Raw genomic sequence first — 23,420 nt, forward strand, 5'->3', positions numbered from 1 at the left:
ACCTTACGACGACCTGGTGCCTTCACGCCTGCACTGACGTGCATCAGCGGCGTCCGGTTCCGGAACCGAGACGGCCCTGGCTCGGACAGGGGAGACCGAGCCAGGGACGGGTGGTGCTCAGAGCGGAAACTTTGCTACAGCTGCCCCGGATCCGGCAGGGCAGATCACGGGGCAGATTGCAGGGCAGATTTCGGGCCGGTCAGAAGGCCGACTCGGGCAGGTCCATCACGTCGAGGTCGGTCAGCTCGGCCTTGACCCGCTCGGCGCGGACCGTCGGCATCGTCGAGCGGACGAACCAGCGGGCCGCGGCGACCTTGCCGGAGTAGAAGTCCTGGTCGGCCGGCGACAGTTCGCCGCCGAGCCGCTCCAGCGCCACCTCGGCCTGCCGCAGCAGCAGCCAGGAGCAGACCACGTCGCCGAGCACGTAGAGCAGGCGCGACGTGTTCAGCCCGACCTTGTAGATGTTGCGCGGGTCGCCGTTCTCGGCCTGCGGGTTGCTGGCCATCAGCGCCTGGCCCATCAGCCCGAGAATCTTCTGGGTGTCCTCCAGGCCCCTGGCCAGCAGGTCGCGCTCCTCCTTCAGCCGGCCGTTGCCGGCCTCGGAGGCGACGAAGCCCTGGATCTGCTCGGCCAGGTGGCCGAGCGCCTGGCCCTGGTCCTTGATGATCTTGCGGAAGAACAGGTCCTGGCCCTGGATCGCGGTGGTGCCCTCGTACAGGGTGTCGATCTTGGCGTCCCGGACGTACTGCTCGATCGGGTAGTCCTGCAGGAAGCCGGACCCGCCGAAGGTCTGCAGCGACTCGGTGCCGAGCAGCGTCCACGACTTCTCCGAGCCGTAGCCCTTGACGAGCGGCAGCAGGAGGTCGTTGACCCGCTCGGCCAGCTCGTCGCTCTCCCCGGCGTACCGGGCCTGCTCGGCGCGGTCCTGGTAGGTCGCGGTGTACAGCACCAGCGCGCGCAGCGCCTCGGCGTACGACTTCTGCGTCATCAGCGAACGCCGGACGTCGGGGTGGTGGGTGATCGTGACCCGCGGCGCGGTCTTCGCGGCGTTGGTCAGGTCGGCGCCCTGGACCCGCTGCTTGGCGTACTCGAGCGCGTTCAGGTAGCCCGACGACAAGGTGGCGATCGCCTTGGTGCCGACCATCATCCGGGCGTACTCGATCACCTGGAACATCTGCGCGATGCCGTCGTGCACCTCACCGAGCAGGTAGCCCTTGGCGGGGATGTTCTCGCCGAAGGTGATCTCGCAGGTGGTGGAGACCTTGATGCCCATCTTCTTCTCGACGTTCGTCACGAAGGCGCCGTTGCGCTGTCCGGTCAGCTCGCCGGTCTCCAGGTCGAAGTCGTACTTCGGCACGATGAACAGGCTCAGCCCCTTCGTGCCCGGGCCGCCGACGCCCTCGATGCCCTGCGGGCGGGCCAGCACCAGGTGCACGATGTTCTCGGTCATGTCGTGCTCGCCCGAGGTGATGAACCGCTTGACGCCCTCGATGTGCCAGCTGCCGTCGTCCTGCAGGGTGGCCTTGGTCCGCCCGGCGCCGACGTCGGAGCCGGCGTCCGGCTCGGTCAGCACCATCGTCGCGCCCCAGCCGCGGTCGATCATGTGCTGGGCGATCAACTTGTCCCGATCGGTGCCGTTACGCCACAGCACGTGCGCGAAGTTCGGCCCGGCGGCGTAGATGTGCACGGCCGGGTTCGCGCCGAGCACCATCTCGGCCGCGGCCCAGCGCAGCGAGGGCGGCGTCGGCTGGCCGCCCAGCTCCGGCGGCAGCTCGAGCTTGTACCACTCGGCGTCCATGTAGGCCTGGTAGCTCTTCTTGAACGACTCCGGCATCCGCACCTCGTGGGTGGCCGGGTCGTAGACCGGCGGGTTGCGGTCGGCGTCCTCGAACGACGCGGCCAGCTCGTTCTTGGCCAGCCGGTCGATCTCGCTCAGTACCTCGCGCGCGGTGTCGACGTCCATCTCGGCGTACGGGCCGTGGCCGAGCACCTCGTCGCGGCCCAGCACCTCGAGCAGGTTGAACTCGATGTCGCGCAGATTCGACTTGTAGTGGCTCACTGGTTCCCCTACCTCGTTGTGCGTCAGGTACGCCGTACCGGCCGGTAACTTGAGTATATACCGGCCGGTAACGAAGGCAAAGCGAGAATCCGCGGGGGCGTGGCGGGGCGACTCCGGGGTCAGGGGGTGTAGACCGCGTTGCTGCCGTAGAGCGGGTTGGTGAAGCTGGAGATGTAGCCGGCCGAATTGGTGCTGCCGAGGTCGTAGGTGAGGAAGACGCCGTAACCCTCGTTCTTGGTGCGGGTCGCCAGGGTGGCGGCGTTGGTCGAGACGTTGATGTGGACGGCGGCCGGCGAGAGCCGGGCCTTGTCGCTCGGGCCGCGCGGGATCGACCAGGTGCCGTAGTACGGGTTCCAGGCGTAGTCGAAGGTGTTCGCGATGCTCTGGCCGTTGTAGGTCAGGCGTTCCGCGCTCGGGCCGATGTCGTAGAGCGTGATCAGCTTGGTCGGCAGCTTCTGGCGCAGGGCCGAGACCAGGTAGAAGAACGAGCTCGCGTTCGGTTGGCCGGTGCCGTTGACGCCGTACTCGGCGTACTCGTCGTCGAAGTCGATGCCGTCCAGGCCGTACCGGTTGACCGCGTCGGCCAGCTCCTGGGCGAACGCCGAGGCGGCCGCCTGGGACGGGAAGTTGGCGAAGCCGGCGCCCTGGTGGTTGCCCAGGATCGACAGCAGCACCTTGATCCCCTTGCGCTGCAGCGGGCGGACCTCGGTCTCGACGTTGTCGAGCACGCGCTGCACGTTCTCGTTGAAGTGCAGGTAGGCCTTCGTGCCGTCGTAGTTGATGTTGGCCGCGAAGATCACCGCGACGTCGAAGACCTGGGCGCCGCTGTTGGCGAGGGTGTACTTGCCGGCGTTCAGCATGCTGTGGTTGTTGACCTCGACGTACACGACCGAGATCGGGCCGTTCTTCGCGGCCGGCTTGCAGGGTGCGGCCGAGGCGGTCAGCGGGACGCCGGTCGCGACCGCCGCACCTCCGGCGGCCAGCAGGGACAGCAGGGTCCTGCGACTCAGGAACTCGTCTTTCATCTCTACCTCTTTCAGGGCGGGTACGGAGGGAGATAAACCGGTATAGCTCCCCGATCATCAAGTCGCGGTGCATGCTGTGTCAAGGCTCGGCCACGCCCAGTGACCGACCATCAGGCGGTACGCCGACTCGCGGTCTGGGAACTCGTAGACCAAGATGGACGGGTCAATGGGAGGAAAGTTACCGGGGGCGAGCGGGAGAGGACCCGATGAGCAGCTCTGCAGGGACCCCGACGGTCGACGTCCGGCGGCACCGCCGATCGCTGGTGGCCGGGACGGTCGGCAACTTCGTCGAGTGGTACGAGTTCGGTGCCTACGGCTTCTTCGCGACGGTGATCGCGGCGAACTTCTTCAGCAGCACGTCCACCAGTGACGCCGAGAGCCTGATCAAGACCTACGCCTCGTTCGCGCTGGCGTTCTTCTTCCGGCCGATCGGTGCCGCGGTCTTCGGCCGGGTCGGCGACCGGATCGGGCGGCGGCCGACGCTGATCCTGGTCCTGCTGCTGATGACGCTGTCGACGACACTGATCGGCCTGCTGCCGACGTACGCGACGGTGGGGGCGGCGGCGCCGTGGCTGCTCACGCTGGTCCGGGCGTTGCAAGGCCTGTCGGCCGGTGGTGAGTTCGGTGGCGCGGTCGCGATCATGACCGAGTTCGCCCCGCGCACCAAGCGCGGCCTGTACGGCGCCTGGCAGTCGCTGACCGTCGCGCTCGGACTCCTGGTCGGTGCGGGGTTGGCCGCGATACTCGCCACCGTGCTGAGCAACGAGGCGCTGCACGACTGGGGCTGGCGGATTCCGTTCCTGCTCGCGCTGCCGTTGGGACTGGTCGCGTTGTGGCTGCGGCTCCGGCTGGACGAGACGCCGAACTTCGCCCGCGTCCAGGAAGCCTCCGAGCGGGTGCCGGCCGGTGCGGGCGAGGTGGCGAAGGCCATTGCCCTCGGCATCGGCCGGCTGATGGGGTGGTCCGCGGCCGGCTACACCTTCCTGGTCGTGATGCCGTCGTACCTGCAGTCGACGCTCAACGCGACCTTCCAGCAGGCACTGGTCGCGACCGTGCTGGCCAACCTCGGGTTCGCGGTGTCGATCATGCCCGCGGGCTGGATCAGCGACAAGGTCGGCCGCCGTCCGGTGATGGTCACGGGCGCGGCGCTGGTCGTCGTCCTGGCCTTCCCGTTGATGAATCTCCTGCAGGACAAGGAGAGTTCGACCGCCGCGAAGGGCGCCGCGGTGTTCGTCGCCGGCCTGGTGGTCGGGCTGATGGCCGGACCGGGACCTGCGATGCTGTCGGAGATGTTCACGACGCGGGCGCGCTACACCGGGCTCGGGCTGGCGTACTCGCTGTCCAACGCGGTGTTCTCGGGCTGCGCGGGGCTGATCATCACCGAGCTGATCAAGCGGACCAAGAACGTCGACATCCCGGCCTGGTACGTCGTGATCACGTGTGCGGTCAGTGTCGTCGCGCTGATGACCCTGCGTGGCGACGACCACCGGCGCGAGCTGAGGGACTGAGATGCGCGTCATCGGGTTGATGTCAGGGACGTCGTACGACGCCATCGACGCGGCGGCCGCCGAGCTACGGCTGGACGGCGACCAGCTGGTGCTGCAGCCGCTCGGGATGCTGAGCCGGCCGTACTCGTCGGAGCTCCGGACCGAACTCGCCTCAGCGTTGCCTCCGGCAAGCACTTCGCTGGCTTCGGTGACGCGGCTCGACACGTTGATCGGGCAGGAGTTCGCGGGCGTCGCCGAGCAGGCCGTGGAGCAGCTGTGTGGCGGTCAGGCGGACCTGATCGTGTCGCACGGGCAGACGGTCTTCCACTGGGTGGAGGACGGTGTGGTCCGCGGGACACTGCAGATCGGGCAGCCGGCCTGGATCGCCGAGGCGACCGGGACGACCGTGGTCTCGGACCTGCGCTCGCGGGACGTCGCCGCCGGTGGGCAGGGAGCGCCGCTGGTGAGCCTGTTCGACGTGCTGTGGTTGCGGGGCCGGGGTGGGACGCCGGTCGCGCTCAATCTCGGCGGGATCGCGAACATCACCGTCGTACCGGGTGACGGCGATCCGGTGGCCTTCGACACCGGACCGGCCAACGCGCTGATCGACGCGGTCGTCGGTGAACTGACCGCCGGGCGGCTGGCGTTCGACGCGGACGGGTTGATGGCGGGGCGCGGGAAGGTTCATCCGGAGCTGTTCGACCGGTTGCTGGCCGAGCCGTACTACGCACGGCCCGCGCCGAAGAGCACCGGCAAGGAACTCTTCCACCTCGCCTACCTGGCCGAGCGGATGCAGGGCCTGCCGGAGATCCCATCCGACGACGTGGTCGCGACCGTGACGGCGCTGACCGCCCGCACGGTCGCCGACGCGGTCAAGACCTACGGCGGCACCGAGGTCGTCGCCGCGGGCGGCGGCATCCGCAACCCGGCCCTGATGCACCGGCTCGCGGAGGAGCTCGGCGACCTGCCGCTCCGCAGCACCGACGAACTGGGCCTGCCGTCGGCTGCCAAGGAGGCCTACGCCTTCGCCGTCCTGGGCTTCCTGACCGTGCACGGCCTCGCCGGGACGGTTCCGAGCTGCACCGGGGCGCGCCACGCGTCGGTGCTCGGCTCGATCACGCCCGGTCGGGGGACGCTGAGTCTGGCACCGTCCGCCGAGGTGCCGACCAGTCTTCGGCTGGAGACCGTCGGCTGACCTGGGTGGGGTACGCCGATGCTGAGCAGTCCTAGGCCTTGACCCAGTAGAGGATCTCGCGGGCCGCCTCTTCCGGCGTACCGTCGCCCTGCACCGAGGGTGGGACCAGCATGCGGAGCTCGGCCGCGTCGTGGATCGCGTCCGCGATCTCGGTCTCCGACCAGCCGCGAGCCGTGAGACGGCGACGCCGTACGTCGTCCGGGCAGTCCAGGTGGAGCCAGCGGCCCTCCGGGAGCTGGCTCGGGGTCAGCGGGCCCAGCAGGAGGACCGGGATGCCCGAGCGGCGGATCAGCTCGGTGATGCGCAGCCAGAGCGTGTTGTACGCCGGCCAGTGCGGCGCCGCGGCCTGGTCGGCGATCGTGATCCCAAGCAGGCGCCCGTCGTCGTCGAGCAGCTCGTCCATGTCCATCACCACGAGCCCACCCTCGTTGAGCCGCAGCAGCTCCGGCACAACAGTGGACTTCCCCGCCCCAGGCGCTCCCGCCACCACGAACAGCCTCGACACGGAACCATTGTCCCTGTCCGGCCCGGGTGGCGCTCATTGACCTTCGAGTTGGCTGAAGGTGTTGGATCGGGGGTGTGGTGGACGACCTGGTGAGCATCAGCGCGTTCGCGCGGCGGGTCGGGCTGACGCCGAGCGCGCTGCGGTTCTACGACGACTGCGGGGTGCTGCGGCCGGCGGTCGTCGACGAGGGCAACGGGTATCGGTACTACGCGCCCGAGCAGGAGCCGCGCGCCCGGCTGCTGCGGGATCTGCGGGAGATCGACCTGCCGCTGCCGGAGGTGCGGCGGGTGCTGGACGGCGAGCCCGGGGCCGCGGCGGCGGTGGTCGAGGCGCATCTGCGGACGGTCGAGCAGAAGGCGGTCGCCACCCGCCGGGCGGCGTACCGGATTCTGGCGAGTCTCTCCAGTACGCCGGAACCGGTCGCCGGCGGATCGCCGCGGGTGAGGTTGGGCGGGCCGGAGCTGGCGAGTGCGATCCGGCAGGTGACGCCTTCGGCCGCGCGGCCGGGGGAGCAGGGCTTACCGGCGTTGGCGTGTGTGCGGATCGAGTTGAGCGAGGCCGAGGTCACGCTGGTCGCCACGGATCGGTACCGGCTCGCCGTTCGCAACGTGCGTCCGCAGTCGTTCGAGGGCACGCCGGGCGCAATCCTGGTCCCGGCGCCGGCGTTGACCGAGCTGTCCCGCTGGCTCGCCGCGGCCGACACCGTCGAGCTGCAGGCGGGCGCCGAGCTGACCATCACCAGCCGCACCGAGACCCGGACTCTGCCGTTGCTGGACGCCGAGTACCTCGACTACCAAGTCGTCCTGAACGGTCTGGAACCGCCCGCCTGCCGCGTGATGGTCGACCGCGCCGGCCTCGCCGAGCTGCTCGGCACCGATGAAGTGGTTGCCCTGAGCATCGACGCTGCCACCGTCACGATCGGCGACCGAAGCATCGACGCGATCACCACCGGACCCCCACTCCGGATCGGCTTCACCACCCGCCTCCTGGCCGAGGCCCTCGCCACCGGAGTCGGCCCCGACGTCCTGCTCGAGATCCGCGCCCCCGACCGTCCCGTCGTGATCCGCTCGGCGGACCAGGGCACGTTCACCACCCTGGTGATGCCGCACCGCCTGGACTAACCGAAGTCGATCTCGAACGTCGGGTAGTCCGGCTCGTCGACGTGCACCACCGACCAACCTCGGCCCCTGCGCCAAGTTCACGCTCAACCGGCAGGGTGGAGGCGGCGATCCGACGGGTTGGTCAGTGGTCGGAGTCGCTCAGCGGTGGACCGCGGTCACCAGCACGGCGTGGTGGTGGGGAACACCCGCCCGGCAGCGACAAAACACCACTGTGCAGCAAGATCTCACTCCTCGACGAGGAGCCGGCTCATGTTCCACGGGAGCCGGTCAGGTACGGCGTGAGCACCAAGTCGAGCTGATCTCGCACGAAGTCGGTCAGGGTCCCCCAGCCGTTGACCGCCCAGACCTGGAGGGCGCCGTTGAAGCAGACCAGGGTGAGTCGGGCCAGGGCGTCCACGTCCGCGTCGGGCGCCAGCTCGCCGGCGTCCTGGGCGGCGCGGAGCAGGCGTGCGGTGGTGTCGACGATCGCCGCCGAGCGGGCCAGCGCGTGCTCGCGGAACTCCGGATCCGCGACGTCGAGCTGGACGAAGCCCAGCCCGTTCCCCAGCTGCTCGCGCCGCTCGATGTGGGCGACGCTCGACAGGGCGAAGTCGCGCAACGCGGCGAGCGGCGAGGTGTTGCGTGCCTCGGCCTGCTCGGCGGCGCGGATCACCATCAGCGGCGAGCGTGCGGCCGACGCGAGCAGCAGGCCGCGCTTGGAGCCGAACCGCTGGACGAGCGTCGGTGCCGACAATCCGACCCGCGCGCCGACGGCCGCGAGGGTCAGTTTCACCGGGCCCAGCTCGGCCAGGACGACGCGGGTCGCATCCAGGATCGTGTCGTCGTCGATCAGGCGTGGGCGGGCCACGGCGTACCTCTCGTGGTTTATAAATGGGCGTTCACTAACCGGCCGAGAGTAACTGATCGCTTCCCGATCAGTTATTGGTCAACGACGGCCGACCTCTGCCAATGGCTAGGGTCTGTGCCGGTCGGTCCTCCGCTCGGACTCGACAGGTCGTACAACGGGAGCCCCACTCATGCGTTTCGTCCGCGTCACCCTTGGTCTGCCACTCGCGCTGGTGGGGGTGGTCGTCACGCTCGCCGGGGCAGCCTCCGCGTTCTGGCTGGTCGGTCCGGACAGCACCGTCGACACCGGAGAGCAGCGGCTGACCAGTCGCGGCCTGGCGGTCGCCACGGCGCCGAACCTGCTCGACCGGCACGGCTTCACGCTGCACGTGACCGCGGCGAGTTCCCGGCCGGTGTTCGTTGGCGTCGGCCACGACCTCGATGTCAGCAGCTACCTCGGCCGATCGGCGTACACGCGAGTGGTGCGCTTCGATCTGCCCTCGGACTTCGCGACGCAGGAGATGAAGGGCGCGACCGGCCGCCTCAATCCGCCGACCGGGCTCGATTGGTGGCTGGCGGACGCCGCCGGGCCGGGCGAGCGGTCGGCCGAATGGGAGACCGAGGACGGCGCGTACGACGTGGTCGTGATGAACGCCGACGGTACGCCGGGCGTCGACGCCACGGTCACCTTCGGGGTGGAGCTCAAGGGGCTGTTCGGAATCTGTCTCGTCGTTCTGGGGGTCGGGCTGATCCTGCTGTTCCTGGGCGTCTGGCTGCTGCTGCCGCGCAGGCGTCAGCCGGGGGCGACCAGCACGCCGACTCAGCAGCAGACGACGCCGTACGCCGGTGCCGGCGTGCAGTACCCGCTGGTCCCGCAGGCGCCGGTGTCGCCGCCGCCGGTCAAGCCGGTCGAGGCGCCCGAGGAGGAGCGGCAGCCGGTCGCGCCGCCGCCCGTGAAGCCGGTCGGGGCGCCGGTCGGGAAGGAGCAGCCGGAGCCGGACGAGCCCGAGGACGAGCCGACGCGGCGGCCGGAGCCCGTGCCGGGCATTCCTCCGCAGTACCAGGCGCCGGCGTACTCGCCGCCGCGGTTGAAGCGGGTGGGCGGCCTGCTCACCGGCGGGATGCTGTTGCTGACGGCAACTGGCTGTGTCGCGATCCCGCAGCAGAACACGAGTTCCGGACCGGTCACCCGCGCCGCCGTGACGGTCGCCGACGGGCTGGTCGCCGTACAGAAGTACAACGAGCTCAACAACCGGGCCAACCAGGCCCGCGACGCCAAGCTGTCCGAGGCGATCGAGACCGGCCCGACGCTCGCGATGACCCGCGCCGGCTACCAGATCGGCCGGAAGACCGACGAGGCCGGCAAGGACAAGGTCAAGCCGTTCACGTACACGCAGCCGAGCATCGGCGCCCCGCAGTACGGGTCGTACCCGATGCGGTTCGTGGTGGCCTCCGGGGTCTCCACCAGCCCCGACAGCAAGCAGCTCGGCGTCTGGGAACGCGCCACCGCCGGCGACCCGTGGACGCTCAAATACTCGGTCTACCCGAGCGCGTCGATGAAGCTCCCGCCACTCGAAGGCCTGCGTACCCCGACCAAGGCCGACATGAGCAAGCTCGCCAGCCTTCCCCAGACCGCCGCCGCGAACCTCGCCGCCTACCTCACCGGCGGCCCGCAGTCCCCGCAGGCGGCGCTCTTCACGCCGTCCCCCGGCACCGACAGCCTGCTCAACCAGCGCGCCAAGGACAAGATCGCCGACACGAAGAAGCCGTACATCGCCACCGCCATCGACACCTTCCGCCCGTCCGGCGATCCCCTCACCTTCATCACGCCGAACGGCGAGGCCCTGGTCTTCCTGGCACTCACCGAGCAGTACCTGCAACACATCGAGCCCGGCTCGAACGCGTACTGGACCAGCGGCCCACCCACCGCGTTCAGCAGCTACGTGAAGTACACCCAGACCCTGCACCAGGACTACTTGCACCAGCTGGCCCTGGTCATCCCGGCCAAGGGTCAGGGAAAGATCCAAATCCTCTCCCTCGACGGCCAACTCGTCGGCGCCGGCGGCAGCTGACGCCGACGACGGTGTGTGGTGTGAGAGCTAGCGCAGTACGGCGGTGATCGTGGCGCCGTGGAGTTGGTGGGTGGTGTAGGTGAGGCGGGTGCCCAGCAAGGTGTGGGTGACCCGTACGGCGGGGTTCGGGGTGGTCAGGGTGAGGCGGCGGCCAGGGATCGTGATCGTGATGGTCGGGCGCGTGAACGTGGGATCGGAGACGGCGACGGTGACCTGTGGGCCTGACGTGCGGACGACCGTCGAAGCAAGCCCGTCGACGATCAGGCCGGGGAGAAGGTGGGGGCCCGCGGCGAACGTGTTGGCCAAGGTGAGGTTGAGGGCTGCGTGGTGGATCGCCTGGGCCCGGGTGGTGTTGGTGAGGATCCGAGGCGGGCGGTGGGAGTGCAGCTGGGGGCGGGTGGCGTTCGGCAGCAGTGAATAGGCGTGGGAAGTGAAGGCGCCGGCGGGCTGGTCGAGGGTCAGGGAGAAGACGTTGCGGGTGACCGCGGTGTCGGGATTCGACGTACGGACGACTCGGCGGCTGCGGATGACCGGGGCCAGGTCCACGCGCGTACGGGCGGGCTGGTGGAAGTAGTAGCCGACCGATTGAGTTCCGTTCGTGTAGTGCAGCCAGCGCAGGTCGGCGACGCCGGAGCCTGACCAGCGGCGGCCGCTGCGCAGGACGCCTTCGATGGCGACGGGACCGCGGGCAACGACGGCCGGGCGTCGACGGTGGTGGTGACGGCACGATCGGCGTCGCCGACGCCTGCGGCCAGGACGACGATCTCGTCGTCCAGCAGGAACCAGGACTTGGTCGCCGACGCGTTGCGGTAGACGACGAAGTCCTCGGGCAGCTTCGCCCGCTGCGCGTACGGGTAGTCGTCGGACTGCACCCACCCGACCGCGCCAAAGGTGTCGAGCGTCGCGCCACCGGAGTACTGGTTGGTGCCGCGCGGGAAGTACACGTAGGTGTTCTGCGACTCCGACGACGCGGTGAAGTTCAGCGGATGCGCCGGGTTGTCGTAGAACGCCTTCCCGTACAGCTCCGGGATCGTGCGCCGCTGCTCGACCGGCGCGGTCACGCCCGCCAGCCCGTACGGCGAGACCGTGGTGAAGTAGTCGACCCCGTACGCCTGGGTCTGGTCCTGCCCGGCCAGGTAGAGGTAGTACGCCCCGTCGCCCTGGAACCACGGCAGCAGGTTCTCGCCGCTCATGTACTCGTACTTGCTGATTCGCGCCGAGCTCCGCGCCAGCGCGAACGCGTAGCCGGGCCGCCGGTGCACGGTCTTGTCCATCGCGTTGAACGCGACGCTGCTCGCCGCCGGGTTCAGGTCCGCGGCGACGACCGCCGGATCGCCGACGATCTCGTGGAACCGCGCCACGCTGACCGGCGACACGAAGCTGTTCGGGTTCAGCGTCGGCCGCGCGGTGAACTTCACGTACGACCGCAGCAGCGCCGCGTCCTCCGCGGTCGCGTAGTCGGCCAGGTCGACGACCGCCTCGATCACCACCGCGACGTCGTCGTACCCGGTGCCGGGCCGGGAGACCGCGCGGCCCTTGACGATCTCCATCATCCAGCCCTCGAAGATCAGCGGCGCGAACCCGGTCTCGACCCAGCCCTGCACCACCTTCACCAGCCCGTCGCTGGTCGCGTACGCCGTACCGTCGAGCAGCTTGACGGTCTGCACGACTCGGCTGAGCAGCGCCTTGCCGTACGAACCGGTGTAGGCGACCGAGCTGTGCTGGATGAACGAGCCGTCGGCGTAGTACCCGTCGGTGACCCCGTGCCGCAGGTCGTACGGGTCGATCGTCGCGAACACGGTGAACTGGTCCTGCAGCGCCTTGCGGATCCGGGCGTCGTCGCCGAGCAGCGCGCCCTGGACGATCCGGTTGGTGGTGATGTCGGCCAGGTTCGCGCCGGTGTGGAAGCGCGAGTCGAGGTTCACGTCGCCGTCGGTGCCGTTGCGCAGGTAGGCGTCCATCGACGCGACGTACGTCGTGACCAGGTCGCGCGGCGCGTCGAGCAGTGCCAGCGTGCGGCCGGCGTACGTCGAGATGCCGATCTCCCAGGTGAACCAGTTGCCGTAGTACCCCTTCGCCTGGTCGCCGTAGTAGTTCGCGTGCAGCCAGGCCAGCTTGTCGAGCACCTTGGCGCGGATCGCCGCGTTGCCCTGCAGCTCGGAGGCCGGTCCGGGACGCCGGACGGCGAGCGCGATCTCGTAGAGGTGCTGGTACGACGCGCTGAGGTTCGGATCGCTGGTCCCGAGAGGCAGACCGGCGAACGCCTCGGTCGCGCCCGCGCGATCCATCGCGGTCAGCCAGGTCCGGGCGGTTTGGTCGAGCGCGGCGAGCTTCGCGGCGACCTCCGGGCGCGCGTTGGACTCGGCGGTGCCGGTGAAGATGCCGGCCAGGTTGGCCAGCAGTTGGGCGGGACCTTCGACGGCGGGAACCTCCGTTCCCGTGGTGGGGCCGGCCGCGGACGCCGGCGCGGGATGGACCGCGGTCAGCAGGGTGGCGGCAGGGACGAACGACAGCAGGCGGCGGCGACTGAGCTCCACAACAACTCCCGGGCGGAAGGGAAGAACCTCACCGTTCGAGTCAAGCAGCAGAAACTATCTTTCGGCAACCGCTTACCGCCGACTTTCTGCTCCGCCGGAACAGATGGGTGCCGGCGGTGGTTGCCTGTTTTCGGTGCTCGCGGCGATCGGCGCCGGGGCGAAGGGAAGAGGTGAACGACGCGTGGCCGAGGTGCTGGTGGTCGGAGGAAGCGGAGGACTGGGGCTGGCGATCGCCCAGGAGTACGCCGGACGCGGTGACTCCGTGGTGGTGACGAGCCGGACCAAGTCGGGAGCCGACGAGGCCGCGGCGCTGGTGGGCGGCTCGACCCGCGGGCTGGCGGTCGACCTGACCCAGCCGGAGACGATCGAGTCGGCCCTCGCGGAGATCACCGCGGTCGACCACCTGGTCATCACCGCGAACCTGCCGGGCGGCAACACGATCGCGGGCTTCCACCTCGGCGACGCGATCGCCGCGGCGACGGTGAAGCTCGTCGGGTACGCCGAGACCGTGCGGGTGCTGTCCGACCGGTTCCGGCCGGGCGCTTCCGTCGTACTGCTCGGTGGTCTGGCCAAGGACCGGCCGTATCCGGGATCGACGATGGTGACCACCGTGAACGGCGGCGTCTCCGCACTCGCCCGGACACTGGCGGTGGAACTCGCGCCGCTGCGCGTGAACGTGCTGCACCCCGGCGTTGTCGGCGACACCCCGAAGTGGCAGAACGCCGAACTGTCGCAGGTGGTTTCCCGGACGCCGATCGGCCGGACGGTGAGCACTGCCGAGGTCGTCGACGCCGTCGACTTCCTGCTCCGCAACGGCGGTGTGAACGCCGTCGACCTCGAGCTCGACGGCGGTGCCCGGGCGTCCTGACCAGAACTCACCGGACGATCCGAAAACGCGCGGTTTCTCCCGCTGGTCGGTGCCTGGGGCATGCAATCGGCGGGACTACCCGCTGAGTGACCGGTCAAACGCGGACGTCAGTTGATCTTCGAATAGGCCGTGTCGCGGCCGTGGCAGAAAGCGAAAAGGCGCCTCCGGAAATTCCGGCGGCGCCTTCGTGCTGGTCAGGACATGAGCCCTGGCGTGGAGCGGGTGACGGGAATCGAACCCGCACTGTCAGCTTGGGAAGCTGATGTTCTGCCATTGAACTACACCCGCACGCTCACAACGCGATGGATCATACCTGGTTCCCGGGGCGGTTTGCACGGGGGGTGAGTGGGCAGTTTTCCACAAAGCGCGCCCAAGGACTGGGCACAGCGCCCGAACTCTGGCAGATTAGAACGCGTTGCCGGGGGCAACAATGGACGCAACGTGAGGATGCGGTCCTGACCAGGACCGGACAAGATGGTTGCGGGGCAACTGCAAAGAAGGGGTGAAGAGGTGGCAACTGACACTAACGACGCGCTGGACAACCTGGAACGGGAGCTCGTCACGATGGCGCGCCGGCTGCGAGGTCTGCAGCGGACACTGTCCGACGAGGCACACCCGGATCTGGAACCGGCCCAGTACGCGTTGCTGAACCACGTCGAGGAGCTCGCTCCGGTCCGGATGGCGGATCTGGTCGCGGCCCTCGAGGTGGACAAGGGTCCGGTCAGCCGGGCCTGTGCACGGCTGGAGGAGGAAGGTCTGCTGAAGCGGGCCGCTGACAAGTCCGACGCCCGCGCCACGCTGCTGACGCTGACCGCCAGTGGCAAGCGCAAGCTCGCCGCGGCCCGCAAGAAGCGGCACAAGGTGATCGAGGACCTGCTCAAGGACTGGTCGCCGACCCAGGTGAAGACCTTCGCCAACCAGGTCTCGAAGTTCAACAAGCTGGCCTGACCGAGCCGGCGAAGCTGTTGCCGACGGCCCGCAGGTGAGCCCCGTTCCGGAGAGCTGAGGGGTCCGGACCGGAGCACCACCAGTCGACGGGGAGCGACCAGGGCCGTCGTCAGTACGTTGTTGTGAGCGGCACGTGGGTGTCCGGCCTGCCCTGTGACGGCCGGGCTGCGGTACCGTGCCTGCGTGCTGCTCTCCGACCGCGACATCCTGGCCGAGCTCGATGCGAAGCGGGTCCAGCTGGATCCGTTCGACGCTGCGATGGTGCAGCCGTCGAGCGTCGACGTGCGCCTGGACCGCTACTTCCGGGTCTTCGAGAACCACAAGTACCCGCACATCGACCCCGCCGAGGAACAGCCCGACCTGACCCGCACGGTCGAGCCCGAAGGCGACGAGCCGTTCATCCTGCACCCGGGCGAGTTCGTGCTCGGCTCGACGTACGAGCTGGTCACGCTGCCCGACGACGTCGCGGCGCGGCTGGAGGGCAAGTCCTCGCTGGGCCGGCTCGGGCTGCTGACGCACTCGACCGCGGGGTTCATCGACCCGGGTTTCTCCGGGCACGTGACGCTGGAGCTGTCGAACGTGGCGACCCTGCCGATCAAGCTGTGGCCGGGCATGAAGATCGGCCAGCTGTGCTTCTTCCGCCTGTCGTCACCGGCCGAGCACCCCTACGGTTCGGCGAAGTACGGCTCGCGCTACCAGGGCCAGCGTGGCCCGACGCCGTCGCGCTCCCACCTGAACTTCCACCGCACCGACATCTGAGCCGTACGACGAACCGCCGTAGGACGAGCTGATCCAACGACAAGGGCCCGGCGCGGATCTCCGCGCCGGGCCCTCGTGTCTGCTCAGGCGATCAGCCGATGGCCTTCTGGACCACCAGGATCTTCTCCGTCCCCGGCGGGGCGTTGTTGGCGGTGTCCTGCAGGTACGCGCTGCCGTACTTCGACACCATGTCCGGCGACTTCGGCTGGCCGTAGAGCAGCGAGGTGTCGCCCCAGCCGCCGCGGCTTGGGAGGCTGGTCGGGATGTCGCTCGGCGACGTCGCGTCGCCGGGGCTCTCGCCGTCGCTCGGGCTCTCGCCATCGCTCGGGGTGCTGCCGTCGGACGGTGTCGCACTCGGCGCCGCGACGATGTCCTGGCCCGTCTTGGCGTCCAGCAGGACCGCCTGCTGGTCCGCGTATCCGTACACGACGCCGTTGTAGATCGCGGTCACCAGGGGGACCACCCGGTTGGCCGCGGTCGCGTCGTAACCCCAGACCTTCTTCCCGGTGGTGTCGTCGAAGCCGGTGACGAGCAGCGGTTGCGACATCGCCGTGGCGCGGTGGCAGACCACGGAGCTGACGTGGTCGGAGAAACAGGACGTCGCCTCCGGGCGCTGCTCCGAGTTTGGGAATTTGTTGTCCACCACGCTGCCGGTCGCGATGTCGACCGCGTAGATCGAGCTCACGTGGTGACCGGGGTTCTTCTGGTACCCGTTGCCGACGAAGTAGCCGTGCTTGCCGCCGCTCCCGACCGGGAACAAGTAGTGGGCCGTCGGCACCGGGATGGTCTTCTTCACCGTTCCGGTCACGCCGTCGACGTGCACGATCGCGGCGTTGGTGGCGTGTTCGACGTTGTCGCCCTTCGCGCCGACGACCATGCCGTCGCGCACGCCGCCCGCGGTCACCGACGGGATGGTCGTCGCCTTCTTCGTGACCGGGTCGGCGAACACCGACAGTTCGTTGATCTTGGCCGTCCGGTCCGGCGACTGGACATCGACGCCGACGGCGATCTGGCCGGTGGCGGCGTCGTAGGCGGCCGGCGAGAAGCGGTGCACGCCGTTGCCCGGACCGAGCAGCGCGCTCAGGTCGGCGACGACTTCGACGAGGACCTTGCCGTCGGCCGGGTCGATCCACTGGACCTTGACCTGACCGTGCGACTTCTGCGTGCCGCTGCCTTGGACGGTCTGCGCGTACGCCACCGCGATGACCTCCTTGCCGTCCAGCTGCACGGGCACCGGCTCGGTGAAGTCGCTGGTCGCCGTGGTCGGGTCGTCCGAGGACGGCACCTCCCACGTGTTCTCGCTGAGCGTGTAGCCGGTCAGTCCGCGGCGCAGCGCGTACAACGCGGTCGGGCCGACCATGCCGGCCCTGATGTTGAACGCGTTGTTCGTTCCGTCGGTCGAGCTCTGCGCCAGCGCCGAGACCGCGGTGAACGCCTTCGGTGGATCGAACGTGGCCAACTCCGGCGTGGTGGGCGTCGACGATGCCGACGGCGTACCGTCGGCCGGCGCCTGCTCGGCGGACTTGCCGTCACCGGAGTTGCAACCGGCCAGCAGGACGGCGGCGACTGTTGCCGTGATCAACGGACGCAGCATTCGATGGTCTCCCATGGGTCAGCCGACCGCCTTCAGGACCTGAAGGATGCCGGCGGAGTCGGTGGTGGACATGGTGTCCTCGCGCACGTACACGCCGCCGAACTCGGACACGCTCTGCGGCGACATCGGCGTGAAGTCGGGCTGGGCGGGCGTCGGACCGTCGGTCGGGCTGACCTCGACGGACGACGTGCTGCCGTCCGTCGGCGTGCTGCCGTCGGTCGGCGTACCGGCGTCGGTGGGGGTGGTGCCGTCAGTGGGGGAGACCGCGTCGCTCGGCAGGGTGCTCGGCGACGGCGTCGGGATCGGGACGTCCTGACCGGTCAGCGCGTCGACCAGGACTGGCTTCTTCTCGACCATCGCGTAGACCAGGCCGTGGAACACCGCGGTCACCCGCGGCACGACCCGGCCGGGGCTCTTCTCGGTGTAGCCCCAGAGCTTCTTGCCGGTGGTGTCGTCGAACGCGACGATCTCCGCCTCGTCCGCGCCCTCGCCCGCGGTGCAGACGACGGTCTTCTGCCCGTCCGCGCGGCAGCCGTAGTTGAGCAGGTACTGGGTGTCTTTCACCGCGGACTTGGTCTGGACGACGGTGCCGGTGGCCGGGTCGACCGCGTAGATGCTGCCCACGTAGTCGCCGGTGCCGAAGGAGCCGATGCCCTTGGTGTACTTCTGCCCGTACAGGTACACGTACCTGCCGCCGCCGCCCGTCGGGTTGAGGCCCTCCAGACCGCGCAGCAGACCGGACTTGGTCACCTTGCCGGTGGCGGCGTCGACGAGCGCCAACGAGCGCCGGGTGTTGTCCTCGCCCTGAGCGCCGACCAGAACGCCCTGGCTGATCCCCGCCGGCTTCATGAACGGGATGGCGACGCCCTTCTTGGTGGCCGGGTCGCCGATCACGGTGATCACGCCGGATTTCGCGCCGATCAGGCTGGTCGGCGCGACGCCGATCGCGAACTGGCCGGTGGCCCGGTCGACGGCCTGCTCGGTGAAGCCGCCGGGCAGACCGCTGTTGACCTCCTGGTCACCCAGCAGCGGGGTGGCGTCGACCGTTGCCTCGGACAACAGCTTGCCGTCGGTCGGGTCGAGCCACCGGAACAGCACCCGGACGATCGGCTTCGACGTGCCGCCACCCTTGACCCGCTGGTAGTAGGCGACCGCGACGGCCGGCTTGCCGTCGACCTGGACGGCGACCGGCGCGCTCACGTCCTGGGTGACCACGGTGCCGTCGGTGGTGTCGGTGGACGGCGTCCGCCACGTCGCCGCGGTTCCGTTCATCGTCTGGCCGAAGGCGCCGCTGTGGCTGTTGGCCACCGCTGTCGTACCGACCATGGCGACCGGCGGGACGAACGTGGTGTGGCCCTTCTCCTCCGGCAGCGCGGTCGCGGTGACCGCTGCGAACGCCTTCGGGGGGTCGTACGGGGTCGGGGCCGGGACGCTCGGCGTACTGGGGGTCTGGCTCGCGCCGTCCGTCGGGTTGCTGTCAGCCGAGGACTTGTCGTCCCCGCTGTTACACCCGGCCAGCAGCGCGACCGCGGCCGCGGCAGCGACTACCTGACGTAACATCCTTGCTTCTCCCCGAGTCCGGCACCGATGACCAGCGGAACGCTAGCAGCGGGAACGGGCCGTCGATCGGCGTGTGCCGGGACCGGGAGATTGCAGCTTCCTGCAATGTTGCTGACTCGTCAGCGGACCACGGACAGGCCGGTGCGGCGGTGCCGCGGTTGTGGCTCGAGGCGGTCGGCCAGCCGGCGCAGCACGCCGGCCAGCTCGCGCCGAGGAGCGTTGACGCCGTACGCCGCCTCACGGTCGGCCCGGTCCTGCTTGCGCAGCGCTCGCTGCTCGGCCTGCCGCAGTTGCTCGGCGACCTGACACCGTGCGATCTCTTGATGTTCGGTGATCATCGTGCTCGTCCCCTCGGTCGTCCCCGCGGTTGTCTGATGGCCTCAGGCCCGGACGACGGTGATGTCGCCGGAGACCGTGCGCGCCCGCAGCATCAGCGAACGCTCGCCCTCGGCCGGCTGCTCGCCGGGCTCCAGGTCGCACCGGATCCGGCCGGTGACCGTCTTCAGGTCCAGGTACGTCGGCACGCCGTCCGGTACGCCGATCTGGACGTCACCGCGCGCGGTCTCGGCCCGTACGCTCGGCCCGTCGGCCAGCTCGACCCGGACGTCACCGGAGCCGGAGGTGGCGACCGAGTGGTCGCGGATCCGCTCGATGATGATGTCGCCCGAACCGACCTTCACGGTGGTCGGCCCGTTCGCCTCGCCGACCCGGACGTCGCCCGACCCGGTGGACAGCCCGGCCAGGGCGTCGGCCCGCTCGATGTCGATCGACCCGGAGCCGGTGTTCGCCCGGAGCTGGCCGGCCGCGTGGTCGACCCGGATGTCGCCGCTGCCGGTGCCGGCCGCGAGCGTGCCCTCGACCCGCTCGAGCCGGATCTGGCCCGACCCGGTCGACAGCCGGGCCTCGCCGAGCGTCGCCCGGGCGGAGATGTCGCCGGAGCCCGTTTTGATCCGGGCGGCCAGCACGTCCGGGGTCTGGATCCGGATCCGGACCTCCGGCCCCCGCCGGTGGTTCTTCGTGGTCTCGACGATCAGCTCGCTGCCGGACAGCTTGTAGCGCACGTCGTCCTCGGTGCCGTGGTCGACGTCGATCTGGACCTGGGTCCGGTCGCCGTCGGCCGGAACGATCTCGACCCGCCCGGCGCCGATCTCGATCCGGACCCGGTCGACCTCGCCGGGCTCACCGATCAGTTCGGTGCTGAAGTCGCTCATTGGGCCCATCCCGTCATCCGCTGGCCCGGTCCGCGTCCACCGCGGCCGTGACTGTGTCCACGCTCGCGGCGGTCGCCGCGTTCGCCGCGCTCGCGCCGGTCTCCGCGCCGTCCGTCACCGAACACGCCGTCCGGGCCGAACGGTCCGTCCGGACCGAACACGCCGTCGGGGCCGAAGACCCCGTCGGGACCCAGCGGTCCGTCCGGCCCGAGCGGGCCGTCGGGGCCGAACACTCCTCCGCGCGGCGGGCGCGGTGGGCGGGGCGGCCGGGGGCCGCGGCGGCCGCGGTCGCCGGTCAGGGCGGTCATCACGGTGCGCATCAGCCACGCGTTCGAGGAGATGCCCTCGGCGGTGGCGGCTTCGTCGACCTTGTTCTTCACCGAGAGCGGCAGCCGCAGCGTGATCCGCGCGGTCGGCTCGTCGGCGTCGGGCGCGAGGTCGGTCGCGCCGGAGTCCTGGGTGTCGTCGGTGTCGTCGTCGTCCAGGTCGTCGTCCGCGCCGGTCAGATGACTCGGGGCGGGAGTGACGACGAACTCGGGACGGCCGCCGGCCATCCTGAGCTCGACCGATCCGGGCGACAGCTCACGGCTGATCTCCCCGGCGGCGTCGGACAGGGCTGAGATGAGGGCCAGGCGGCCGGCGTCATCCAGCGTGGCTCCGAGGCGTTGCGCCACGGAGCGGGTTTGGTCGTCGGCCAGCGCGGTGGCGTTCTCCACGCTACGGCGGACCGACTCGAGGTAGTGGTCAAGTTCCATGACAGCAAGCATGACGTCATCATGACGTCATTGTCAACACCCAGTGATGTCATCGTGGTGCCGACGTGCTGTCACCGGCACAATGGAGGCAGTCAACGAGAGGGGACCGCAGTGTCCAGAGGAGTGCTCGTCACCGGAGCGTCCCGCGGGGTCGGAGCCGAGGTGGCCAGGGTCTTCGCCGCAGCCGGCGACCGGGTCGTGCTGCACTGCCGGGGAGCCGTCGACCGCGCCGAGGCGGTCCGCCGGGAGCTCGCCGGCGAGGGGCACGGAGTGGTCTCCGCCGATCTCGGCGACCCGGCCGAAATCCCTTCCCTGGTGGAGAAATCAGCCGCTGTGCTCGGCCGGATCGACGTCCTGGTCAACAACGCCGCGCTGTACGTCGACGAGCCCGTCGCCGGATCCCGCCGGCTCGGTCACCCGATCACCGAGACGCCGTACGACGAATGGGTGGCGGCCTGGCGCCGGACGCTCGCGGTCAATCTCGAAGGCGCGGCCCATCTCACCTGGTGCGTCGCGCGGCAGATGATCGACCAGGAGCCGGCCGACGGCGTCCGGCGGGGTGCGATCGTCAACGTCGGGTCGCGCGGCGCCTATCGCGGTGAGCCCGACGTCCCGGCGTACGGCGCCTCGAAGGCGGGGCTGCACGCGTTCGGGCAGTCGATGGCGGTCGCGCTGGCACCTCATGACATCACCGTGACGTCAGTCGCGCCCGGTTTCATCGCCACCGACATGACCGCGCAGATCCTGGACGCGCCCGGAGGCGACGCGATCCGCGCCCAGAGCCCGTTCGGCCGGGTCGCCACCGTCGAGGAGGTCGCGGCCGCCGTCCACTGGCTCGCGTCTGCAGAAGCCGTGTGGTCGTCAGGGGCCGTTCTCGACCTGAATGGTGCATCGCATTTGCGCTGACATATAGGTCGGACGACCGTTCGGCGATTTCTGCTGATTTACCCCTTGCGGGACCGGACGTTTCTTGTCACGCTCGCGACTTGGGGCCAACGGGGACGAATTCTGGCGGTACGCCGATCCGGCCCGGCGAAAAGATCGATCGGCGACTCTGCCGTCATGTCTTTTCAAGGGGGAATTCCGAATGCGCTGCAAACCTGCGATCGTCGGTCTGGTGGCGGCGGCGTCCGCCGCTGCCGGGCTGGCCACGACGGCCCACGCCGAACCAGCCGCACGCGCTGACGTGCGAGTCGTCACCCAGGCGATTCCGTGGGGCCAGTCCGGGGATCTGCCGGTGCCCCGCAACTACGTGGGCGACGGGAAGGTCGATCTGGCGGTGTTCCGGCCGAGCACCGGGACGTGGTACGTCCGGGGCGCCAGTCCCATCCAGTTCGGCCAGGCCGGGGACATTCCTGTTCCCGCCGACTACGACGGCGACGGTCGCGCCGAGCTCGCATTGTTCCGGCCGTCGAACGGTTACTGGTACATCAGGGGAATCGGTCAATTCGTCTGGGGCGAGACCAATGACCTGCCGGTTCCGTCGGACTACATCGATGACATTTCCGCCGAACCGGGGATTTTCCGGCCGTCCACCGGTACCTGGTACATCCCGGACGTCTTCTCGCCGATCGTCTGGGGTGCTGCCGACGACGTGCCGGTTCCGGCCGACTACCTGGCCGACGGGCACAGCGACATCGCCGTCTATCGGCCCGCCACCGGGCAGTGGTTCGTCCGGGGTGCCGCAGCACCGATCGCCTGGGGACTGACGGGCGACGTCCCGGCGCCGGGCGACTTCGACGGTGACGGCAAGGCCGAACCGACCACGTTCCGGCCGTCGACCGGTGTGTGGTTCGTCCGGGGCGGCACCAACGTCACCTGGGGCCTGGACGGAGACGTGCCGCTGCCGGCCGACTACCTGGGCGGCAGTGCCGACGACCACGTGGTCTGGAGGCCGTCCAACGGCATCTGGTACCTCCACTCCGACGATTCGGGTACGCCGGCTTCGTAGCCGCCCGTCCGGCAGCGAGGTTCCTGCCGATCCGGTCGGTCGCCACCAGCGCGACCGGCCGGATCGAATCAGCCGCCGTAGACCTCGAGCTCGACGATGCGGGAGTAGGTGTTGCCGTTGCCCGCCAGCGCGAGGATGCGCACGGCGTCGGCCGCAACAGGGGCGAAGGTCGAGGTGACGTGGCCGAGGGTGTTGCCGCGGACCTCGGCCACCGTGCGCCAGTCGTTGATGCCGGAGCGGACCTGGACGTCCCAGTCGCGCAACCCGTTCGACGCGGCCGGGTACTTGGCGGAGTCGAGGGTGTAGAGCTCGACGCGATTGATGGTCGTCGAGGTGGCGAGCGCGACGTCGTAGGTGTCGGGGAACACTGCCCGGGTGCCGTCGTTCCAGCCGGTGAGGGTGTCCCAGTGCTCGGAGTCCTTGTCGCCGTCGACCGCGCCGCAGACGGCGAAGTTGCCGTGCGTCGAGGAGGCGGTGGCCTGCTCGCCGAGTGCGACGTTGCTGCCGGGCGTCTTCGGCGGCAACGGCTCGACCTGGACCGGGACGGAGACCTTGGTGCCGTCGGCCTCCAGGTCGATCCGGTACTGGCCGGGCTGGGCGTCCCGCGGGACCCGGACCTCGACCGGCGCGCTCACCGGCTGGTCGGGATCGGTGGCGGGAAGGTACGACGAGAAGACCTCGCGGGACAGTTGCAACGGACCGGTCGGGGTGAGCGTCAGGTCGGCGTACCGGCTGTCGGGTTGGGTGTTGGTCATGGTGAGGTCGAGCCGGGCCGGGAAGCACGGCAGACCCACGAGGCTGAGCTGCTGCGGGTTGGCCGTCACCTGGACGCCGCTCGGCCGGCCGGCCGGCGAGGTCGTTGCCGTGAGCATCGAAAAGGTGGTGGCGGCGACCACGGTCGCGGCGACCGTGGCGGTCAGGGTGAGGGCGGTGCGGGACATCGGGGTC

General features: G+C 69.7%; 21 protein-coding genes and 1 tRNA gene. 9 read left to right on the forward strand and 13 right to left on the reverse strand.

Annotated elements, in window-relative coordinates:
* Positions 1-199 precede the first annotated feature (199 nt).
* Together BWI15_RS33820 and BWI15_RS33825 are read right to left on the reverse strand one after the other, a co-directional pair.
* Positions 200-2,059, reverse strand: coding sequence for an acyl-CoA dehydrogenase (locus BWI15_RS33820; RefSeq protein WP_077018561.1), 1,860 nt, complete (start codon positions 2,057-2,059; stop codon positions 200-202).
* Positions 2,060-2,178: 119 nt separating this feature from the next.
* Positions 2,179-3,084, reverse strand: a complete 906-nt coding sequence (locus BWI15_RS33825; RefSeq protein WP_077018562.1) for an endo-beta-N-acetylglucosaminidase H — start codon at positions 3,082-3,084, stop codon at positions 2,179-2,181.
* 206 nt (positions 3,085-3,290) lie between these two features.
* On the opposite strand from BWI15_RS33825, the gene BWI15_RS33830 reads away from it, so the two are divergent.
* Both BWI15_RS33830 and BWI15_RS33835 read left to right on the forward strand, forming a co-directional pair.
* Complete coding sequence (locus BWI15_RS33830) at positions 3,291-4,592, forward strand: MFS transporter (protein ID WP_077018563.1); 1,302 nt, start codon at positions 3,291-3,293, stop codon at positions 4,590-4,592.
* A 1-nt stretch (position 4,593) separates the two neighbouring features.
* A complete protein-coding gene (locus BWI15_RS33835) occupies positions 4,594-5,766 on the forward strand; it encodes an anhydro-N-acetylmuramic acid kinase (protein ID WP_077018564.1) in 1,173 nt (390 codons plus the stop codon).
* Between the two features lie 31 nt (positions 5,767-5,797).
* On the opposite strand, the gene BWI15_RS33840 is transcribed toward BWI15_RS33835, so the two are convergent.
* Entirely contained in the window at positions 5,798-6,271 is a 474-nt protein-coding gene (locus BWI15_RS33840) for an AAA family ATPase (RefSeq protein ID WP_237771577.1), read from the reverse strand.
* A gap of 74 nt (positions 6,272-6,345) precedes the next feature.
* Between BWI15_RS33840 and BWI15_RS33845 the strand changes: the two genes are divergently transcribed.
* Complete coding sequence (locus BWI15_RS33845) at positions 6,346-7,392, forward strand: MerR family transcriptional regulator (RefSeq protein ID WP_193432209.1); 1,047 nt, start codon at positions 6,346-6,348, stop codon at positions 7,390-7,392.
* Between the two features lie 247 nt (positions 7,393-7,639).
* Here BWI15_RS33845 and BWI15_RS33850 read toward each other — a convergent pair whose 3' ends face one another.
* Positions 7,640-8,239: a TetR/AcrR family transcriptional regulator gene (locus tag BWI15_RS33850; protein ID WP_077018565.1), complete on the reverse strand. Its 600-nt coding sequence runs from the start codon at positions 8,237-8,239 to the stop codon at positions 7,640-7,642.
* 169 nt (positions 8,240-8,408) lie between these two features.
* On the opposite strand from BWI15_RS33850, the gene BWI15_RS33855 reads away from it, so the two are divergent.
* Positions 8,409-10,289 (forward strand): hypothetical protein, encoded by a 1,881-nt coding sequence (locus tag BWI15_RS33855; RefSeq protein ID WP_077018566.1) that lies wholly within the window; start codon positions 8,409-8,411, stop codon positions 10,287-10,289.
* Positions 10,290-10,316: 27 nt separating this feature from the next.
* Here BWI15_RS33855 and BWI15_RS40530 read toward each other — a convergent pair whose 3' ends face one another.
* Together BWI15_RS40530 and BWI15_RS33860 are read right to left on the reverse strand one after the other, a co-directional pair.
* Positions 10,317-10,835 carry a polysaccharide lyase beta-sandwich domain-containing protein gene (locus BWI15_RS40530; protein ID WP_330359545.1) on the reverse strand — a complete coding sequence of 173 codons (519 nt, stop codon included), beginning with the start codon at positions 10,833-10,835 and terminating at the stop codon, positions 10,317-10,319.
* Complete coding sequence (locus BWI15_RS33860) at positions 10,748-12,826, reverse strand: polysaccharide lyase family 8 super-sandwich domain-containing protein (protein WP_330359546.1); 2,079 nt, start codon at positions 12,824-12,826, stop codon at positions 10,748-10,750. Before BWI15_RS33860 ends, BWI15_RS40530 begins: the two co-directional genes overlap by 88 nt.
* Before the next feature lie 181 nt (positions 12,827-13,007).
* On the opposite strand from BWI15_RS33860, the gene BWI15_RS33865 reads away from it, so the two are divergent.
* Positions 13,008-13,694: an SDR family oxidoreductase gene (locus tag BWI15_RS33865; RefSeq protein WP_077019479.1), complete on the forward strand. Its 687-nt coding sequence runs from the start codon at positions 13,008-13,010 to the stop codon at positions 13,692-13,694.
* A 214-nt stretch (positions 13,695-13,908) separates the two neighbouring features.
* Here the strand turns inward: BWI15_RS33865 and BWI15_RS33870 are convergent.
* Positions 13,909-13,982, reverse strand: a tRNA-Gly gene (locus tag BWI15_RS33870).
* Positions 13,983-14,204: 222 nt separating this feature from the next.
* On the opposite strand from BWI15_RS33870, the gene BWI15_RS33875 reads away from it, so the two are divergent.
* Both BWI15_RS33875 and dcd read left to right on the forward strand, forming a co-directional pair.
* Positions 14,205-14,642: a MarR family winged helix-turn-helix transcriptional regulator gene (locus BWI15_RS33875; protein ID WP_237771578.1), complete on the forward strand. Its 438-nt coding sequence runs from the start codon at positions 14,205-14,207 to the stop codon at positions 14,640-14,642.
* A gap of 183 nt (positions 14,643-14,825) precedes the next feature.
* Positions 14,826-15,401, forward strand: coding sequence for a dCTP deaminase (dcd, locus tag BWI15_RS33880; RefSeq protein WP_077019480.1), 576 nt, complete (start codon positions 14,826-14,828; stop codon positions 15,399-15,401).
* Positions 15,402-15,492: 91 nt separating this feature from the next.
* Here dcd and BWI15_RS33885 read toward each other — a convergent pair whose 3' ends face one another.
* The 5 genes from BWI15_RS33885 to BWI15_RS39770 form a co-directional block, all read right to left on the reverse strand.
* Entirely contained in the window at positions 15,493-16,995 is a 1,503-nt protein-coding gene (locus tag BWI15_RS33885) for a hypothetical protein (protein WP_237771579.1), read from the reverse strand.
* An 18-nt stretch (positions 16,996-17,013) separates the two neighbouring features.
* Positions 17,014-18,555, reverse strand: coding sequence for a hypothetical protein (locus BWI15_RS33890; RefSeq protein WP_077018569.1), 1,542 nt, complete (start codon positions 18,553-18,555; stop codon positions 17,014-17,016).
* 119 nt (positions 18,556-18,674) lie between these two features.
* Complete coding sequence (locus tag BWI15_RS33895) at positions 18,675-18,893, reverse strand: hypothetical protein (RefSeq protein WP_077018570.1); 219 nt, start codon at positions 18,891-18,893, stop codon at positions 18,675-18,677.
* 42 nt (positions 18,894-18,935) lie between these two features.
* A complete protein-coding gene (locus BWI15_RS33900; protein WP_237771580.1) occupies positions 18,936-19,766 on the reverse strand; it encodes a DUF4097 family beta strand repeat-containing protein in 831 nt (276 codons plus the stop codon).
* Positions 19,763-20,521, reverse strand: coding sequence for a hypothetical protein (locus tag BWI15_RS39770; RefSeq protein ID WP_077018572.1), 759 nt, complete (start codon positions 20,519-20,521; stop codon positions 19,763-19,765). The genes BWI15_RS33900 and BWI15_RS39770 overlap by 4 nt, the downstream gene beginning before the upstream one ends.
* Before the next feature lie 111 nt (positions 20,522-20,632).
* On the opposite strand from BWI15_RS39770, the gene BWI15_RS33910 reads away from it, so the two are divergent.
* Entirely contained in the window at positions 20,633-21,427 is a 795-nt protein-coding gene (locus BWI15_RS33910; RefSeq protein ID WP_077018573.1) for an SDR family NAD(P)-dependent oxidoreductase, read from the forward strand.
* A gap of 181 nt (positions 21,428-21,608) precedes the next feature.
* Positions 21,609-22,472 (forward strand): FG-GAP repeat domain-containing protein, encoded by an 864-nt coding sequence (locus BWI15_RS33915; RefSeq protein ID WP_077018574.1) that lies wholly within the window; start codon positions 21,609-21,611, stop codon positions 22,470-22,472.
* Between the two features lie 68 nt (positions 22,473-22,540).
* Here BWI15_RS33915 and BWI15_RS33920 read toward each other — a convergent pair whose 3' ends face one another.
* Entirely contained in the window at positions 22,541-23,413 is an 873-nt protein-coding gene (locus tag BWI15_RS33920; protein ID WP_077018575.1) for a galactose-binding domain-containing protein, read from the reverse strand.
* Between the last annotated feature and the right edge of the window lie 7 nt (positions 23,414-23,420).

It is taken from the genome of Kribbella sp. ALI-6-A, assembly GCF_001984195.1.
Lineage (GTDB): Bacteria > Actinomycetota > Actinomycetes > Propionibacteriales > Kribbellaceae > Kribbella.

Bases quoted from the DNA above. Each gene is read 5' to 3' on its own strand.
- BWI15_RS33885 (WP_237771579.1), bottom strand. From the start codon at position 16,995: ATGCTGCGTCCGTTGATCACGGCAACAGTCGCCGCCGTCCTGCTGGCC.
- BWI15_RS39770 (WP_077018572.1), bottom strand. From the start codon at position 20,521: ATGGAACTTGACCACTACCTCGAGTCGGTCCGCCGTAGCGTGGAGAAC.
- BWI15_RS33890 (WP_077018569.1), bottom strand. From the start codon at position 18,555: ATGTTACGTCAGGTAGTCGCTGCCGCGGCCGCGGTCGCGCTGCTGGCC.
- BWI15_RS33825 (WP_077018562.1), bottom strand. From the start codon at position 3,084: ATGAAAGACGAGTTCCTGAGTCGCAGGACCCTGCTGTCCCTGCTGGCC.
- BWI15_RS33915 (WP_077018574.1), top strand. From the start codon at position 21,609: ATGCGCTGCAAACCTGCGATCGTCGGTCTGGTGGCGGCGGCGTCCGCC.
- BWI15_RS33895 (WP_077018570.1), bottom strand. From the start codon at position 18,893: ATGATCACCGAACATCAAGAGATCGCACGGTGTCAGGTCGCCGAGCAA.
- BWI15_RS33835 (WP_077018564.1), top strand. From the start codon at position 4,594: ATGCGCGTCATCGGGTTGATGTCAGGGACGTCGTACGACGCCATCGAC.
- BWI15_RS33855 (WP_077018566.1), top strand. From the start codon at position 8,409: ATGCGTTTCGTCCGCGTCACCCTTGGTCTGCCACTCGCGCTGGTGGGG.
- BWI15_RS33900 (WP_237771580.1), bottom strand. From the start codon at position 19,766: ATGAGCGACTTCAGCACCGAACTGATCGGTGAGCCCGGCGAGGTCGAC.
- BWI15_RS33830 (WP_077018563.1), top strand. From the start codon at position 3,291: ATGAGCAGCTCTGCAGGGACCCCGACGGTCGACGTCCGGCGGCACCGC.
- BWI15_RS33920 (WP_077018575.1), bottom strand. From the start codon at position 23,413: ATGTCCCGCACCGCCCTCACCCTGACCGCCACGGTCGCCGCGACCGTG.